The 16,875-nt window shown below is 57.4% G+C and carries 15 protein-coding genes; 13 read left to right on the forward strand and 2 right to left on the reverse strand.

Features of this window, described 5'->3' with window-relative positions; translation table 11 throughout:
- A partial coding sequence (locus FHC48_RS23810) for an IS1 family transposase (protein ID WP_097491765.1) occupies positions 1 to 58 on the reverse strand: 58 nt, incomplete at its 3' end.
- Positions 59 to 251: 193 nt separating this feature from the next.
- On the opposite strand from FHC48_RS23810, the gene flhD reads away from it, so the two are divergent.
- From flhD to cheW, 6 genes are all read left to right on the forward strand, one after another.
- Positions 252 to 602, forward strand: coding sequence for a flagellar transcriptional regulator FlhD (gene flhD, locus FHC48_RS12930; protein ID WP_008500415.1), 351 nt, complete (start codon positions 252 to 254; stop codon positions 600 to 602).
- A 2-nt stretch (positions 603 to 604) separates the two neighbouring features.
- Entirely contained in the window at positions 605 to 1,183 is a 579-nt protein-coding gene (flhC, locus tag FHC48_RS12935; RefSeq protein ID WP_008500416.1) for a flagellar transcriptional regulator FlhC, read from the forward strand.
- Between the two features lie 123 nt (positions 1,184 to 1,306).
- Entirely contained in the window at positions 1,307 to 2,194 is an 888-nt protein-coding gene (gene motA / locus FHC48_RS12940; RefSeq protein ID WP_008500417.1) for a flagellar motor stator protein MotA, read from the forward strand.
- Positions 2,191 to 3,120 (forward strand): flagellar motor protein MotB, encoded by a 930-nt coding sequence (motB, locus tag FHC48_RS12945; RefSeq protein WP_059362275.1) that lies wholly within the window; start codon positions 2,191 to 2,193, stop codon positions 3,118 to 3,120. The genes motA and motB overlap by 4 nt, the downstream gene beginning before the upstream one ends.
- A 4-nt stretch (positions 3,121 to 3,124) precedes the next feature.
- Positions 3,125 to 5,167: a chemotaxis protein CheA gene (gene cheA, locus FHC48_RS12950; protein WP_059362273.1), complete on the forward strand. Its 2,043-nt coding sequence runs from the start codon at positions 3,125 to 3,127 to the stop codon at positions 5,165 to 5,167.
- Positions 5,168 to 5,186: 19 nt separating this feature from the next.
- Complete coding sequence (gene cheW, locus FHC48_RS12955) at positions 5,187 to 5,690, forward strand: chemotaxis protein CheW (protein WP_008500420.1); 504 nt, start codon at positions 5,187 to 5,189, stop codon at positions 5,688 to 5,690.
- 848 nt (positions 5,691 to 6,538) lie between these two features.
- Here the strand turns inward: cheW and FHC48_RS12960 are convergent.
- Positions 6,539 to 7,804 carry a dicarboxylate/amino acid:cation symporter gene (locus FHC48_RS12960; RefSeq protein ID WP_059362269.1) on the reverse strand — a complete coding sequence of 422 codons (1,266 nt, stop codon included), beginning with the start codon at positions 7,802 to 7,804 and terminating at the stop codon, positions 6,539 to 6,541.
- A gap of 430 nt (positions 7,805 to 8,234) precedes the next feature.
- Here FHC48_RS12960 and FHC48_RS12965 point away from each other — a divergent pair, with 430 nt between their 5' ends.
- The 7 genes from FHC48_RS12965 (at position 8,235) to tap (ending at position 16,863) form a co-directional block, all read left to right on the forward strand.
- On the forward strand, positions 8,235 to 8,807 hold the full coding sequence (locus FHC48_RS12965) for a spore coat protein U domain-containing protein (protein ID WP_047074104.1): 573 nt from the start codon (positions 8,235 to 8,237) through the stop codon (positions 8,805 to 8,807).
- Between the two features lie 12 nt (positions 8,808 to 8,819).
- Positions 8,820 to 9,368, forward strand: a complete 549-nt coding sequence (locus FHC48_RS12970; RefSeq protein ID WP_032635222.1) for a spore coat U domain-containing protein — start codon at positions 8,820 to 8,822, stop codon at positions 9,366 to 9,368.
- A gap of 16 nt (positions 9,369 to 9,384) precedes the next feature.
- Positions 9,385 to 10,143: a molecular chaperone gene (locus FHC48_RS12975; protein ID WP_032652515.1), complete on the forward strand. Its 759-nt coding sequence runs from the start codon at positions 9,385 to 9,387 to the stop codon at positions 10,141 to 10,143.
- Entirely contained in the window at positions 10,119 to 12,503 is a 2,385-nt protein-coding gene (locus FHC48_RS12980; protein ID WP_059362266.1) for a fimbria/pilus outer membrane usher protein, read from the forward strand. The genes FHC48_RS12975 and FHC48_RS12980 overlap by 25 nt, the downstream gene beginning before the upstream one ends.
- Positions 12,500 to 13,465 (forward strand): spore coat U domain-containing protein, encoded by a 966-nt coding sequence (locus FHC48_RS12985; protein ID WP_059362262.1) that lies wholly within the window; start codon positions 12,500 to 12,502, stop codon positions 13,463 to 13,465. The genes FHC48_RS12980 and FHC48_RS12985 overlap by 4 nt, the downstream gene beginning before the upstream one ends.
- Positions 13,466 to 13,549: 84 nt before the next feature.
- Positions 13,550 to 15,217 carry a methyl-accepting chemotaxis protein II gene (tar, locus tag FHC48_RS12990; protein ID WP_023344435.1) on the forward strand — a complete coding sequence of 556 codons (1,668 nt, stop codon included), beginning with the start codon at positions 13,550 to 13,552 and terminating at the stop codon, positions 15,215 to 15,217.
- Between the two features lie 44 nt (positions 15,218 to 15,261).
- A complete protein-coding gene (gene tap, locus FHC48_RS12995) occupies positions 15,262 to 16,863 on the forward strand; it encodes a methyl-accepting chemotaxis protein IV (protein ID WP_023344434.1) in 1,602 nt (533 codons plus the stop codon).
- The last annotated feature ends 12 nt before the right edge of the window (positions 16,864 to 16,875 follow it).

Below are 16,875 nucleotides of genomic sequence, written 5' to 3' on the forward strand. Positions count from 1 at the left end.
TACGCACCACCCCGTCAGTAGCTGAACAGGAGGGACAGCTGATAGAAACAGAAGCCACTGGAGCACCTCAAAAACACCATCATACACTAAATCAGTAAGTTGGCAGCATCACCACGCGTTTCGATGAATACAAACCTAAATTCAACTATGCATTTAGCCTTTTCTTTTTTATACCGGGTGATTTCCCGGCGACATCACGGGGTGCGGTCTTTCCGCATAAAAATAATAGTTGGTTATTCGGGATGGGAACAATGCATACATCCGAGTTGCTAAAACATATCTATGACATCAATTTGTCGTATTTACTGCTCGCGCAGCGTTTGATTAGTCAGGACAAGGCGTCCGCGATGTTTCGTCTGGGTATTAACGAAGAGATGGCAACCATGCTGGGCGGTTTAACCCTCCCGCAGATGGTTAAACTGGCTGAAACGAATCAACTGGTTTGCCAGTTCCGTTTCGATGACTCTCAGACTATAACGCGTCTGACGCAGGAGTCCCGTGTAGACGATCTTCAACAGATCCATACCGGTATTCTTCTCTCTACTCGCTTGCTTAACGAAATCAGCCAGCCTGATGACGTAGCCCGTAAGAAAAGGGCCTAGCAATGAGCGAGAAAAGCATTGTTCAGGAAGCGCGTGACATACAGTTGGCCATGGAGCTGATTACGCTGGGTGCTCGTTTACAAATGCTGGAAAGCGAGACGCAGTTGAGCCGTGGTCGTCTCATCAAACTGTACAAAGAGTTACGTGGTAGTCCCCCGCCGAAAGGCATGCTGCCGTTTTCTACCGACTGGTTTATGACGTGGGAGCAGAATATTCACGCTTCCATGTTCTGTAATGCCTGGCAGTATCTTCTCAAAACCGGTTTGTGTAGCGGCGTTGACGCCGTGATCAAAGCCTACAAACTTTACCTTGAACAATGCCCACAGCAGGAAGAAGGTCCTCTGCTGGCGCTGACCCGCGCATGGACGCTGGTGCGTTTTGTTGAGAGCGGAATGCTTGAGCTGTCGCGCTGCAACTGCTGCAACGGCAATTTCATTACCCATGCTCACCAACCTGCAGGCAGCTTCGCCTGTAGTTTATGTCAGCCTCCTTCCCGTGCAGTAAAAAGACGTAAACTTTCCCGGGATGCTGCCGATATTATTCCACAACTGCTGGATGAACAGATCGAACAAGCTGTTTAACCCGAACGTATGGGAAAGATTCCAGCAGCGGTAAGCGATTACCGCTGCTTTTTTTTACCCCGCGAACGGTCAACGCTGCGAGCTGGACGTCCTTGCCATAGTCACTAGCGGAAGGATGATGTCGTGCTTATCTTATTAGGTTACCTGGTAGTTCTCGGTACAGTTTTCGGCGGTTACATGATGACCGGCGGGCACCTTGGAGCACTCTATCAACCGGCTGAACTTATTATCATCGGCGGCGCAGGGGTAGGGGCTTTTATCGTTGGCAACAACGGTAAATCGATCAAGGGCACGCTGAAGGCAATTCCGTTGCTGTTCCGTCGCTCAAAATACACCAAAAGCATGTATATGGATCTGCTGGCACTACTCTATCGCCTGATGGCGAAGTCGCGTCAGCAGGGCATGTTCTCGCTTGAGCGGGATATTGAAAACCCGAAAGAGAGCGAAATTTTTGCCAGCTATCCGCGCATTCTTGCTGATGCCATGATGCTGGATTTCATCGTCGACTATCTGCGACTGATCATCAGCGGCAACATGAATACCTTCGAAATCGAAGCGCTGATGGATGAAGAGATTGAAACCCATGAAAGCGAATCGGAAGTGCCGGCCAACAGCCTGGCGCTGGTCGGCGACTCGCTTCCGGCATTTGGTATCGTTGCTGCGGTCATGGGGGTGGTTCACGCCCTGGCCTCGGCAGACCGTCCGGCAGCTGAGCTCGGCGCGCTGATTGCCCATGCGATGGTGGGTACCTTCCTCGGTATTTTGCTGGCGTACGGCTTTATCTCTCCGCTGGCCAGCGTGCTGCGCCAGAAGAGCGCGGAAACCACCAAAATGATGCAGTGCGTGAAGATCACGCTGCTCTCTAACCTCAACGGTTATGCGCCACCGATCGCGGTTGAGTTTGGCCGTAAAACGCTTTACTCCAGCGAGCGTCCGTCGTTTATCGAGCTTGAAGAACACGTGCGTGCGGTGAAAAACCCAAACCAACAGACGACAACTGAGGACGCATGAAAAACCAGTCCCATCCGATCGTCATCGTAAAAAAACGCAAGCACAAGGGCGGTGGGCATGGCGCCCACGGCTCGTGGAAAATCGCGTACGCCGATTTTATGACCGCAATGATGGCGTTCTTTCTGGTGATGTGGCTGATCTCCATCTCCAGCCCAAAAGAACTGATCCAGATTGCCGAATATTTCCGCACGCCGCTGGCAACGGCGGTGGCCGGCGGGCCGCGTATCTCTAACAGCGAAAGCCCGATCCCGGGCGGCGGCGATGATTACACCCAGCAGAAGGGTGAGGTGAAAAAAGAGCCGAACATCGACGAGCTGAAACGAAAGATGGAACAGGCGCGGCTGAAAAAACTGCGTGGCGATCTCGATCAGCTGATTGAAGCGGATCCGAAGCTGCGCGCGCTGCGACCGCATCTGAAGATTGACCTGGTGCAGGAGGGGCTGCGTATCCAGATTATCGACAGCCAGAACCGCCCGATGTTTAAAACCGGGAGTGCGGAAGTCGAACCGTACATGCGCGATATTCTGCGTGCCATTGCACCGGTGCTGAACGGCATTCCTAACCGAATCAGCCTGTCAGGCCACACGGATGATTTCCCCTACGCCAGTGGGGAGAAGGGATACAGCAACTGGGAACTTTCTGCCGACCGTGCCAACGCCTCGCGCCGCGAGCTGGTGGCAGGTGGGCTTGATGATGGCAAGGTACTGCGCGTAGTCGGCATGGCCGCAACCATGCGCGTTTCCGGCCGCGGGCCGGATGATGCCATCAACCGTCGTATCAGTCTTTTAGTGCTGAACCAGCAGGCGGAGCAGGCCATCCTGCATGAAAACGCCGAAAGTCAGAATGAGTCACTGGACGATTTAAAACAGCCTGGGGCCGTTCCTTCGGCTGCCGTTCCAACATCGCCACCAGCCAATCCGAGGTGATAGCGTGAGCATGGATATTAGCGATTTTTACCAGACATTCTTTGATGAAGCCGACGAATTGTTGGCCGATATGGAGCAACACTTGCTCGATTTGGTGCCCGAAGCACCGGATTCCGAGCAGCTCAATGCCATCTTCCGTGCGGCGCATTCCATTAAAGGCGGAGCCGGAACGTTTGGATTTACCATCCTGCAGGAAACGACCCATTTAATGGAAAACCTGCTTGATGAAGCACGACGCGGTGAGATGCAGCTCAATACCGACATTATCAACCTGTTTTTGGAAACCAAAGATATTATGCAGGAACAGCTCGACGCCTATAAAAGTTCGGCAGAGCCTGACGCCGCCAGCTTTGAATACATCTGCAATGCGCTGCGCCAGCTCGCGCTTGAAGCCAAAGGTGAGGTTGCCGCAGCCGTGGTTCCTGCCGCAAAACTGAGCGTTGTGGATACGGTTGCCGCGCAGGCGTCTGCCCCTGCCGACGCACCGGCGGGCAAACTGCGCGTGGTGCTGTCTCGCCTGAAAGAGAATGAAGTTAACCTGCTGGAAGAAGAGCTGGGTAACCTGGCGAAATTAAGCAACGTGGTTAAAGGCAAAGACAGCCTGGCCGCGACGCTTGATGACGGTATTGGCCAGGACGATATCGTGGCGGTGCTGTGCTTTGTGATTGAAGCCGATCAAATCGCCTTCGAAACCGAAACCGAAACGGTCGCGGTTGATGCCCCTGCGGCTGTGGAAGAGGCGGCTGTTGTCGCTCAGGCTGCCGTACCGGCTGTGGCGCCTGCGGCTCCGGCGCTCAAGGCGGTGCCAAAAGAGGCTGCTGCACCGGGCCGTGGTGAAAAACCTGCCGCGCGCTCCAGCGAGTCGACCAGCATCCGCGTTGCCGTTGAGAAGGTTGATCAGCTGATTAACCTGGTGGGCGAACTGGTGATCACCCAGTCGATGCTGGCGCAACGTTCAAACGAACTCGACCCGGTCACCCACGGGGATTTGATTACCAGCATGGGCCAGCTGCAGCGTAACGCCCGCGATCTGCAGGAATCGGTCATGTCCATCCGTATGATGCCGATGGAATATGTCTTCAGCCGCTTCCCGCGTCTGGTTCGCGATCTCGCCAGCAAGCTGAACAAGCAGATTGAACTGACCCTGATGGGCAGCTCAACCGAACTGGATAAAAGCCTGATCGAGCGCATCATTGACCCGTTAACGCACCTGGTGCGTAACAGCCTCGACCACGGTATTGAACTGCCGGAAAACCGCATTGCCGCCGGGAAATCCCCGGTCGGGAATCTGATCCTGTCTGCGGAACATCAGGGCGGAAACATCTGCATTGAAGTGACCGATGACGGCGCCGGTCTGAACCGCGAGCGCATCCTGGCAAAAGCGATTTCGCAGGGAATGGCGGTCAATGAAAACATGACCGACGAAGAAGTGGGCATGCTGATCTTCGCACCGGGCTTCTCTACCGCAGAGCAGGTGACCGACGTCTCCGGGCGCGGCGTGGGCATGGACGTGGTGAAACGTAACATCCAGGAGATGGGCGGCCACGTTGAGATTCAGTCCAAACAGGGTTCCGGCACGACCATTCGCATCCTGCTGCCGTTGACGCTGGCGATCCTCGACGGCATGTCAGTCAAAGTGGCGGACGAAGTCTTTATCCTCCCGCTGAACGCCGTGATGGAATCCCTCCAGCCGCGTGAGGAAGATCTGCATCCGCTGGCGGGCGGGGAGCGCGTCCTCGAGGTTCGCGGTGAGTACCTGCCGCTGGTGGAACTGTGGAAAGTGTTCGAAGTGGACGGGGCGAAGACCGAGGCCACGCAGGGTATCGTGGTGATCCTGCAAAGCGCGGGCCGCCGCTATGCGCTGCTGGTCGATCAGCTGATTGGCCAGCACCAGGTGGTGGTCAAGAACCTCGAAAGCAACTACCGCAAAGTGCCGGGTATTTCTGCCGCCACCATTCTGGGTGATGGTAGCGTGGCGCTGATCGTCGACGTGTCGGCGCTTCAGGGATTAAATCGTGAACAACGTGTGGCGTACACAGCCGCCTGATTAAGTAGAAGGTAATAACATGACCGGTATGAGTAATGTAACGAAACTGGCGGGCGAGCCATCAGGACAGGAATTTCTGGTATTCACTTTAGGCGATGAAGAGTACGGCATCGATATCCTGAAAGTGCAGGAAATCCGTGGTTACGACCAGGTTACCCGCATCGCTAACACGCCTGCGTTTATTAAAGGTGTCACCAACCTGCGTGGCGTCATTGTGCCCATCGTGGATCTGCGCGTGAAGTTCAGCCAGGGCGACGTTGACTACAACGACAACACCGTGGTGATCGTCCTGAATCTGGGGCAGCGCGTGGTGGGGATCGTGGTGGATGGCGTGTCTGACGTGCTTTCCCTGACCTCTGATCAGATTCGTCCTGCGCCAGAGTTTGCGGTCACGCTGTCGACCGAATACCTGACCGGTCTGGGCGCGCTCGGCGAGCGTATGCTGATTCTGGTGAACATTGAGAAGCTGCTGAACAGCGATGAGATGGCGCTGCTGGATATCGCCGCGAGTCACGTAGCCTAAAACAAAGCCGGGTGGCGCTGACGCTTACCCGGCCTACGCGTTCGGGCCATTTGTAGGCCGGGTAAGGCGAAGCCGCCACCCGGCTTTTTTACATCCTGCTCCCCCAGCTTAGCTTCCGTGTCCACCCATACGTTAATGCTCGGGGGCCGTCTTCACTGCAGGATATCGCGGAGAGTCACGTAGCCTAAAACAAAGCCGGGTGGCGCTGACGCTTACCCGGCCTACGCGTTCGAGCCATTTGTAGGCCGGGTAAGGCAAAGCCGCCACCCGGCTTTTTTACATCCTGCTCCACCTGCTCAGCTTTCGTGGCCACCCATACGTTAATGCTCGGGGCCGTCTTCACTGCTGGATATCGCGGCGAGTCGCGTAGCCTAAAACAAAGCCGGGTGGCGCTGACGCTTACCCGGCCTACGCGTTCGAGCCATTTGTAGGCCGGGTAAGGCGAAGCCGCCACCCGGCTTTTTTACATCCTGCTCCACCTGCTCAGCTTTCGTGGCCACCCATACGTTAATGCTCGGGGGCCGTCTTCACTGCAGGATATCGCGGCGAGTCACGTAGCCTAAAACAAAGCCGGGTGGCGCTGACGCTTACCCGGCCTACGTGTTTGAGTCATTTGTAGGTCGGGTAAGGCGAAGCCGCCACCCGGCTTTTTTACATCCTGCTCCACCGGCTTAGCTTCCGTGGCTACCCATACGTTAATGCTCGGGGGCCGTCTTCACTGCAGGATATCGCGGCGAGTCGCGTGGCATAAAAACAAAGCCGGGTGGCGCTGACGCTTACCCGGCCTACGTGTTCGAGCCATTTGTAGGCCGGGTAAGGCGAAGCCGCCACCCGGCTTTTTCATGCCATTACGCTTCCTGCTTTACCAGTTCAGCTTCAGCTTCCGCGTCCCGCGCGCCTTCATTCTGCGACAGCATGGCGGTCGCAATACCATTACCCAGAACGTTAATTGCGGAACGGCCCATATCCAGGAAGTGGTCGATCCCCATCAGCAGCAGAATCCCGGCCACCGGAATGTTAAAGCTTGGGATCGTCGCAGCCAGCACCACCAGCGAGGAGCGCGGTACGCCCGCAATCCCTTTTGAGGCCAGCATCAGGGTCAGCATCAGCACCGTCACCTCAGAGAAGCTCAGATGAATGTTGTACGCCTGCGCGATAAACATCGAGGCGAATGAGCAGTACACCATCGACCCCACCAGGTTGAAGGAGTAGCCAATCGGCAGTACGAAAGAGGCGATGTTGCGCGAGCAGCCAAAACGCTCCAGCTGCTCCAGCGTTTTAGGGTAGGCCGCTTCAGAACTGCTGGTGGTAAACGCCACCAGAACCGGATCTTTCAGCATGCTGACCAGGCGGAACACCTCTTTTTTCAGCACCATGTAACCCACGGCCAGCAGCACCATGCAGGTGAGAAGAATGGCAACATAGTAGCCGCCAATAAAGGAGGCATAGTTCAACAGAATGCCCAGGCCCTGCGTGGCGATGACGGAGGAGATTGCCGCGAAAATGGCCAGCGGCGCAACGTACATTACGTAGCCTGTGACCTTCAGCATAATATGAGAAACCACGTCCAGCGCGGCCACCAGCGGGGCGTTGAATTTCTGCCCCAGCGACGCGCCGCCAATGCCGAAGAACATTGAGAACACCACAATCTGCAGGATCTCATTGTTCGACATCGCCCCCGCGATGCTGGTCGGAATGGTGTGAGACAGGAACGCTTTCAGCGTCATCCCCCCAACGGCCAGACCGGTATCCACCACCTCGGTCGGGACGGTCAGGTTCAGTCCGCTGCCCGGATGCTCCAGCGTGACGATAAACAGGCCGACCAGAATTGAGAGCACGGATGAGCTGATAAACCATACCATCGCTTTGCCGCCCACGCGGCCAATGGTGGAGGTTTCGCCCAGCTTCATAATGCCGACGGTGAGCGTACTGAAGACCAGCGGCGCAATGACCATTTTGATCAGTCGCAGGAAAATATCGGTCAGAAGGGTAATATTATCCGACCAGGCTTTGATGGCATCCGCAGATGCATATTCATGAATTGCTGCCCCTGAAAGAATACCCGCCAGCATGAATATCACGATGAAGAGTGTGAGTTTGTTTGCACTTGCCACGAAAAAAGACCCTCTATGCGCTTCAGATGTAGCCCGCACCGATACATATAAATTTTTTATTACGACGCGGGAAATTATTCGGCACATAAATTGACGCAAAGCGTAGGGGGATACAACTCCTTTTTAAGTTTTATTAATTTTGTTGTTATTGCCCTGACGATATATTGTGATCTGCATCACACTTTAATGGATATATTCTCTCCTGATAGCATGAAAATGCTGAAAAAAATAATTTAACTCTCTGTTATTTAAGGCAATAAGAAGTCAATAAGTCAAAGTGCTTATGCGTTATGGGGCAGGTGGTCGAAGCGATATCCGTAAACTAAATTCTCAATAACCCCCCTCAGAGGAACATTAAGCGGGGCTAACATCTTGAACGACAAAAATAAAACGTGGCAAGGGAACGGAGACGTCTTCTGGAGGGTGGTAAATGAAAAGAAAACTCCTTTTGATCTGCGCAGGCACCTTACTGACTGCGACAACGATCCATCAGGCGCTGGCCGTCACCAGTAGCGGCACCATCGGCGCGACGCTGACGCTCACGAACGGTTGTCTGATAAACGGATCGCCCACGCAAAACGGCATTAACTTCGGGACACTGGATTTCGGCACCCATCCCGCAACGTTTTCCACTCTGACCACGCAGCTCACCGGCGCCAGCGGCGGAAACACCTTCACTATTCAATGTACGACCGCCAGCTATACGGTGGCGATCACCGGCAACACCAACTCCACCGCACCCGGCACCGTTGTCGGCACCCCGGGAACCCCTGCGCGCTATCTGGTTAACACCGCCAACGCGGCACAGGGTGTGGCATACAGCCTGTACAGCGACAGCGGGTTTAACAGCGTGATTGCCAATAACACCGCGCTGCCGATCGCCTCTACGGCCGGAGGGGTGGACAGTTACACCCTCTACGGACGTATTACCGGCGGCGGTAACAGCGTGACGGTCGTCCCGGGCACCTACACCGACACGATTAACGTCAGCGTCACCTATTAGTCCTGCACCGCCATGAAGGCAACTCTTACTGGTCTGCGCATATGTGCAGAGGGACACGTGCAGCCTTTTTTCGCGCTGATCGTCGGATTGCTGATGGCGCCCGCGGCGGAGGCGGTGACATCACAGTCCTTTAAGGTCAGCGCGACGATTGTTCCGGGATGCGCGGTGGCCACCGGCAGCGGAGGGGTTCTCGGGACGCTGGATTTTGGCACCCATAACGGCGTCGAGAGCGCACCGGTAAGCACCAGCTTTGTGCCAAACGGGGCGTTGTCTATCGCCTGCACGCCGGGCGTGGCGCTGAGCATGAGCATTAATGGCGGACAGAATTATTCAACCGTTCGCCGCATGAAGCGCTCGAACGGCGCCGACGTGGTGGGATACCGGCTTTACAGCAGCAGCTCGCTGGCAGCGAACAGCGAAATTGGCGTCAACCAGGCGATACCGGTGACCTATAGCAACAGCAATAACATCGCGCTGCCGCTTTTTGGCGTGGCGCTACTGACCGGATTTAGCCCGGCAGGAACGTATTCCGATCAGCTCACCGTGACCTTGTCATGGTAATAAAGGGAGAGTGTTGATGAAGCCAGTTTTCAGACCTGTTTGTCTGGCGGGCGCGTTGGGAATGGCTGTGGCAACCGGTCAGGCGCAGGCGGCAGCCACCATTCTGCTCTGGCCTATCGACCCGTGGCTTGCGGCAGACGCCAACGCCACGGAGCTGTGGATCCAGAACCAGGGAAACAGCGCCACCACGATGCAGGTGCGTATTGTGCGCTGGAAGCAGGAGGACGGACACGAACGCTACGCCGCGCAGCAGGATGTGGTCGCCAGCCCGCCCATCGTCACGATTGGCACAGGCAGCAAGCAGCTTATCCGTCTTATTAAGCAGGCCCCCGTTCCCGCAGGCGTCGAACAAGCCTACCGCATTATCGTGGATGAAATTCCTCAGCCTGATGCCAAAGCAGAACCCGCCATCGGCCTCAAGTTGCAGATGCGTTACTCCATTCCGCTGTTTGTGTATGGCCAGGGGATCCCGACAATAAAAGAGGGGGCGCATCACGCGCTGGTGGAGACCCGGAACCTGAGCTGGCGGGTGACGCGAGCGGATGGGCAGCCGGTACTGGAGGTCCGGAATCGGGGGGATGTCCATGTCAGGCTGAGCCAGGTGGCGCTGGAGCAGGGAGGGCAGAAACGCACGGTCGCGGAGGGATTGCTGGGTTACGTACTTCCCGGCAGCACCCGCAGCTGGCCGATACCCGCAGGCGTTCGTCAGCCAGAGCGGATGAGCGCGCAGATTAATGCCAGGGACGCACAATGGCAGTCGACGCCCGTCAACTGAAGCCGGCGATGATGATACTGCTTTGCGTCAGTTCCGCGACCTGGGCTGAGCCCGGCGATGACAGCCTTCCGCCGCCGCCCCAGGCACAGGCGATACATGATGAAGCGGTCTTCCAGCTTGCCCTCGTGCTCAACCACTACGATACCGGTCTGGTCGTGCCCGTGACGCAGCGCAAAGGCGCTTTCTTTATCTCCAGCGCTGACCTGCTGCGCGCGGGGCTGCCCCCGGAACATGTTCCTGCCGGAGAGGTGAATCTCTCATCGCTTTCTCAGGTTCGGGTGGAGTACGACAGCGCCGGGCAGCGCCTGCTGCTGACCGTTCCCCGGGACTGGGTCGCATCCCGCGTGACGCCGTTCGGCGCGCAAACGGTGCAGGCCAAACCGCACTTCGGGCGCGGCGCGCTGCTCAATTACGATCTCTACACCAACCACACGGAGCATATCGGCGGACAGGCGTCCCTCTGGCATGAATTCCGCTATTTCAATGAGAACGGCTCGTTTTCCTCCACCGGCTATGCCCGGGAAAATTTCACCGGTAACGACGGTCAGCAGGAAGGGTATGTCCGCTATGACACGACCCTGCTGTTCACTAACGAGGATGACGCAATGAGCTGGAGCGTCGGGGACGTGATCAGCGATGCCCTGAGCTGGAGCTCGAGCGTGCGGATGGGAGGGATCAGCGTCGGGCGAGATTTCTCCCTGCGCCCTGACCTGGTGACGTGGCCGCTGCCCGAATTCGCGGGGGAAGCGGCGGTACCCACCTCGGTGGATCTCTTTATCAACGGCTATCGGTCCGGCTCAACCCAGCTTCAGCCGGGCCCCTTCACCCTGACCAATCTGCCCTATATCAACGGCGCCGGGGATGCGGTACTGGTCACGACGGATGCATTAGGGCGCCAGGTCAGCACCACGCTGCCGTTTTACGTCTCCAGCGACCTGCTCAAAAAAGGGCTGAGCGACGGCGCCGTGACGCTGGGCAGCCTGCGGCGTAATTACGGTATCAAGAATTTTGACTACGGCCCGGCGGCAGGCAGCGGTTCGTATCGCTACGGGGTGACGGACTGGCTGACGCTGGAGGGTCATGCCGAAGGGGCGGAGGCGCTGGCGCTGGGCGGGGCTGGGACGGTGATTAAACTCGGCCAGTTTGGCGTGGTGAATACCTCTTACTCGCAAAGCCGCATGCGCGGGGAGGCGGGCGGGCAAATCAGCTGGGGTTACCAGTACAGCACCAGCGAGTTCAGCGTGGCCACCCAGCACACGCGTCGGGACCGCGGCTTTGGCAATCTGGCCCTGTACGACCAGCCTACGGTGTATGACGAGAACGATAAACCCATCGCCAGCTTCAGCCGCAATACGGACCAGTATTCTCTGACCTTCAACCTGGGACAGTACGGCAACATCGGCGCAGCCTGGATTGGCGTGGAGAGTTTTGACAGTCAAAAAACCGAGCTGCTTAATCTCTCATGGAGCCGTAATTTGTGGGGCGCGAGCAGTATTTACCTCGCCGGGAGCCGGGACCAGCAGCGGGGAGACTGGACGGTCGCGCTGTCGCTACAGGTGCCGCTGGGGGCACGCGACAGCGCCGCGTTCACCGTCGAAAACACCCCGGATGCGGGCAACACCCAGCGCATTAACTACAACCATTCCATGCCGTCTGACGGCGGCTTTAGCTGGAACATGGCCTGGGCCAACCAGTCAAAATCCAGTGACTATCAGCAGGGCACGCTGGGCTGGCGTAATAACAATATTGAACTGCAGGGCGGCGGCTACGGCGAAAGGGACATGATGACCTGGTGGGGCGAGGCGATGGGCGCGATTGTTCTGATGGACGGCGAGCTGTTTGCCGCGAATAAGATCAACGATGCGTTTGTCGTCATCAGTACCGACGGTCATCCGGACGTGCCCGTCAGCTATGAGAACCAGCCCGTTGGCAAAACGAATAACAACGGTTACCTGCTGGTCAGCGGGGTGTCGGCGTATTATCCGGCTAGCTACCGCATTGATGCCCTGAACCTGCCGGCGGATACCCGTCTGAAAGAGACCGAGCGGCGGATAGCGATTCGGCGTCACAGCGGCTATCTGGTCGATTTCCCGATGGAGCAGGAGAGGGTGGCAAGCGTCATCCTCCACGATGCGCGCGGCCAGGCGCTGCCGGTGGGAAGCCAGGTCCGACGTGCCTCGCGCAGCAATGCGGTGGTGGGGTATGACGGTATTGCCTGGCTGGAAAACCTTAGCGATGTGAATCCGCTGGAGGTGATCGCGCCTGACGGAAAACGCTGCAAGGTCACCCTGACCGTGGGAGCCAACCCGGAGCACAAGCTGCAAACCTACGGTCCGCTGGTGTGTCGGGAGGCGCCATGACGCGCCTGCTGTTTATGCTTCTGCTGCTGGTGGCAAGCGGCAGTTGGGCTGACTGTCGAGTCAGTACGGTCAACGCCGCGTTTGGGAGTGTAACCTCATTCGCGCTGAGTGGTTCTGGCGAAGTGGCAACCACCGGTACACTGGTCGTAGCCTGTGATGCGCTGGTGAACTTGCTGACCGGGGACACCATCACGCTGAATTTTGTCTCCGCAACCGTTTCGGCCAATGGTCGTGCGACCATGAAGCGCACCGACAACGCGGCCATCACCGATGTGATCCCGACGCGCCTGTGCGGGCAGTCGGGCTGCGCTAACAACAGCGAAGTGCAGACCAGTAAAACCTATACCTGGGACAGCAGTACCTTGTTAAATCTGATCGGCGGCAAACAATACAATATCCCTCTCTATTTCCGCACGGTACCGGGGCAAAATGTGACCGCGGGTCCTTATCAGGTGACGCTAAACTTCGATATCACCTATAGAGTCTGCTCGGTGGGCGTGCTCAACGCGTGTTTGTCGGGACTGCAAACCGGAACGAAAGGAACCAGCATCACGTTGGATATGACCGTCACCAACGACTGCAGCGCCATGACCACGCCGGACGTCAACTTCAACAGCGCGCCGCTGGTACAAAGTTTCCCCACCGTCTCACAGGCGATTGCCGTCACCTGTACCAAAGGCAGTACCTATACCATCGGCATTAACAACGGTGCTAACGCGCTGAATAACGTGCGCCGGATGGTAAGCGGCAGTAACTACCTCAGTTATGACATCTATAAAGAAGCCAGGGGTAACCGCTGGGGCGGCAGCGGCAGCGAACGCTGGACCAGCGCGACGTCGTCGCAGGTCAGTGCCGACGGTTTACTGCGTACCTACAACTACACCGCGAAAGTGCTGACTAATCAGGCCACGCCACCCGCCGGAACCTACACCGATACGCTGATTGTCGACGTGGCTTTCTAACCCCGCGCTTTTCCCTTTCTCAAATGTAAAGTTCCTGTTGGCTGTGCCGATAACACCGTTAATAAATCTATGAGAAGGTGTTGTATGTTGAACCGTATCCGCGTTGTCACAATGCTTATGATGGTGCTGGTCATTTTCGCACTACTTCAGCTTATCTCCGGCGGGCTTTTTTTCTCGTCATTAAAACAGAACCAGGACAGCTTCGCGGCCTCGAACGATCTCCGCCTGCAGCAGAGTGAACTCACCTCAACGTGGGATCTGATGCTGCAAACGCGTATCAACCTGAGCCGCTCGTCCGCGCGCATGATGATGGATCCCAACAATCAGCAGAGCAGCGCGAAAACCGATCTGCTGAAAAATGCCCGGGCGACACTTGCGGATGCCGCAAAGCATTACGAGGCCTTTAAGAAAATCACCCCGCAGCCTGCGATGGAGCAGGTGAGCCAGAATATCGACGAAAAATACAACGCCTACCATGCCGGTCTGGCAGAGCTGATTCAGTTCCTGGAGAGCGGCAACATGGACGCATATTTCGCGCAGCCGACGCAGGGGATGCAAAACGCCCTCGGCGCGGCGCTGGGGGAATATGCAAAGGTCAGTGGCGATCTGTATCACTCCGCGTTTGCTGAAAGCCAGAATGACTACCGCTTTGCGAAATGGCAGATGGCGGTGCTGGCGCTGGCGCTGGTCATTGTGCTGATCGCGGTCTGGTACGGCATTCGCCATATCCTGCTGAACCCTCTCGGTCGCGTCATCGCCCACATTCGTGACATTGCCGGCGGTGACCTGACCAAAACGCTGACCGTGTCCGGGCGCAATGAGATCACCGAGCTGGCAACCAGCGTTGACCATATGCAGCGTTCGCTTATCGATACCGTCGCCAACGTGCGTAGCGGCACGGATGCCATCTATACCGGCACCAGCGAAATTGCGATGGGCAATAACGACCTCTCTTCGCGCACTGAACAGCAGGCGTCCGCCCTGGAAGAGACGGCGGCCAGCATGGAGCAGCTCACCGCGACCGTGAAGCAGAACGCCGATAACGCCCGCCAGGCGTCTCAGCTGGCGGAAAGCGCCTCCGAGACGGCGCAGCGCGGCGGCCGCGTGGTGGATGGCGTGGTGAAAACCATGCACGACATCGCCGAGAGCTCGAAGAAAATCGCCGACATCATCAGCGTCATCGACGGCATTGCCTTCCAGACCAACATTCTGGCGCTGAACGCCGCCGTGGAAGCGGCGCGCGCAGGCGAACAGGGACGCGGATTTGCCGTGGTGGCCGGGGAAGTGCGCAACCTGGCCAGCCGCAGCGCCAACGCGGCAAAAGAGATCAAATCGCTGATTGAAGATTCCGTCTCCCGCGTCGATACCGGCTCCGTGCTGGTGGAAAGCGCCGGGGAGACCATGAATGACATCGTGAATGCCGTCACCCGCGTGACGGACATCATGGGTGAAATCGCCTCTGCGTCTGATGAGCAGAGTCGTGGTATCGACCAGGTTGCCCTGGCGGTATCGGAAATGGATCGCGTGACACAGCAAAACGCCGCCCTGGTGCAGGAGTCCGCTGCGGCGGCCGCTGCGCTGGAAGACCAGGCGAGCCGTCTGAAGATGGCCGTCTCGGCGTTTCGTCTCGCTTCACTCGCTGGAAACACGGTCACCCCGCAGGCGACGTACCGCGCGCCAGCCGCTGAACCGGCTGCCAACCGTACGCGTACCGCGACGACCGGACAAGATGAAAACTGGGAAACATTTTGACTGACAATTAAACCGCGGCTGCTTGCCGCTTGATGGGAGCGTGGATGTTAAATCGTATTCGTATCTCGACCACACTGTTTTTGATTCTGATCCTTTGCGGTGTGTTGCAGGTTGGCAGTAACGGGTTGTCTTTTTGGGCGTTTCGCGATGGCTATCAGAATTTGCAGGACGTTGAGGCGAGTAATCAGCAGCGCTCCGCACTGGCACAAACCCGTGCCGTGCTGTTGCAGGCAAGCACTGCGCTGAACAAGGCGGGAACCTTAACCGCGCTAAGTTATCCGCCGGATGACATTAAGGCGCTGATGGCCACCGCGCGCGACAGCCTGAAACAGGCTGACGCACAGTTTAAGGCCTTTGCGGCACAGGCCACCGGCAGCGAGAAAGAGAAAGCGCTGAAGGCCGCCATGAAGACCCATTTTGAACAGTGGTACAGCGATCTCGACCATCAGGCGACGTGGCTTGAGAACAACCAGCTGTCGGACTTTATGACCGCGCCGGTTCAGGCCTCGCAGGCGGCGTTTGACGGCAGCTTTGACGCATGGCAGCAGGATATCAATCAGTCTGTTCTGCGCGCCGGTGAAGCAAGCCGCACCAGCTATCACATGTCGGGCGTCATCTTCGGCGTGATGGTGATTCTGGCGGGCTTGCTGACCGGCGCCGCGCTGCTCTGGTCACGCAAAATGATTGTGCAGCCGCTGGCGATTATCAGCAGCCACTTCGACAGCATTGCGAAAGGCGACCTGGCGCGTCCGGTGGCGGTGTTCGGCAAGAACGAAATTTCGGCAATTTTTGCCAGCCTGAAGGCGATGCAGGGATCGCTGCGGGAAACGGTATCCGACGTGCGTCAGGGCAGTTATGCCATGCACACCGGGATCTCAGAGATTGCGGCGGGTAACAACGATCTCTCATCCCGCACCGAGCAGCAGGCGGCCTCGCTGGCGCAGACGGCAGCCAGCATGGAGCAGCTGACCGCGACGGTTAGCCAGAACGCCGATAACGCGCGTCAGGCATCTGACCTGTCAAAACAGGCGGCGATGACGGCGAAGAAGGGCGGCGACCAGGCGTCCCATGTCGCCAGCACCATGCAGGAGATCGCCACCAGTTCACAGAAAATTGGTGACATCATCAGCGTGATTGACGGTATCGCGTTCCAGACCAACATTCTGGCGCTGAATGCTGCCGTTGAAGCGGCGCGTGCCGGGGAGCAGGGGCGCGGATTTGCGGTGGTGGCGGGTGAGGTGCGTAACCTGGCGAGCCGCAGCGCCAACGCGGCGAAAGAAATTAAGGTGCTGATTGAAGAATCGGTGTCACGGGTTCAGCAAGGCTCTGCCCTGGTGGATACGGCGGCACAAACCATGCACGAAATCGTCACCTCGGTGACGCGGGTGAACGACATCATGGGCGAGATTGCCTCGGCGTCGGATGAACAGCGTCGCGGGATTGAGCAGGTTGCTCAGGCGGTCACCCAGATGGATCAGGTGACGCAACAGAACGCCTCGTTAGTTGAGGAAGCGGCAGCGGCAACCGATCAGCTGGCCAGCCAGGCGGATCGTCTGACCGGGCTGGTCGCGGTATTTAATGTGAAAGAGCACGTTGAAGCAGTAACAGAAGTCGGGCGGTCGCAGGCCGTGCCAGTTGTATCCTGAATGTAATTAAGA

The sequence above is a fragment of the Enterobacter sp. EC_50 genome, from assembly GCF_019584525.1.
Taxonomy (GTDB): Bacteria; Pseudomonadota; Gammaproteobacteria; order Enterobacterales; family Enterobacteriaceae; genus Enterobacter; species Enterobacter roggenkampii.

Excerpts from the sequence above, each read along its gene's own strand:
- flhD (WP_008500415.1), top strand. The coding sequence starts at position 252 with ATGCATACATCCGAGTTGCTAAAACATATCTATGACATCAATTTGTCG.
- flhC (WP_008500416.1), top strand. The coding sequence starts at position 605 with ATGAGCGAGAAAAGCATTGTTCAGGAAGCGCGTGACATACAGTTGGCC.
- motB (WP_059362275.1), top strand. The coding sequence starts at position 2,191 with ATGAAAAACCAGTCCCATCCGATCGTCATCGTAAAAAAACGCAAGCAC.
- cheW (WP_008500420.1), top strand. The coding sequence starts at position 5,187 with ATGACCGGTATGAGTAATGTAACGAAACTGGCGGGCGAGCCATCAGGA.
- FHC48_RS12965 (WP_047074104.1), top strand. The coding sequence starts at position 8,235 with ATGAAAAGAAAACTCCTTTTGATCTGCGCAGGCACCTTACTGACTGCG.
- FHC48_RS12970 (WP_032635222.1), top strand. The coding sequence starts at position 8,820 with ATGAAGGCAACTCTTACTGGTCTGCGCATATGTGCAGAGGGACACGTG.
- FHC48_RS12975 (WP_032652515.1), top strand. The coding sequence starts at position 9,385 with ATGAAGCCAGTTTTCAGACCTGTTTGTCTGGCGGGCGCGTTGGGAATG.
- FHC48_RS12980 (WP_059362266.1), top strand. The coding sequence starts at position 10,119 with ATGGCAGTCGACGCCCGTCAACTGAAGCCGGCGATGATGATACTGCTT.
- FHC48_RS12985 (WP_059362262.1), top strand. The coding sequence starts at position 12,500 with ATGACGCGCCTGCTGTTTATGCTTCTGCTGCTGGTGGCAAGCGGCAGT.
- tar (WP_023344435.1), top strand. The coding sequence starts at position 13,550 with ATGTTGAACCGTATCCGCGTTGTCACAATGCTTATGATGGTGCTGGTC.
- tap (WP_023344434.1), top strand. The coding sequence starts at position 15,262 with ATGTTAAATCGTATTCGTATCTCGACCACACTGTTTTTGATTCTGATC.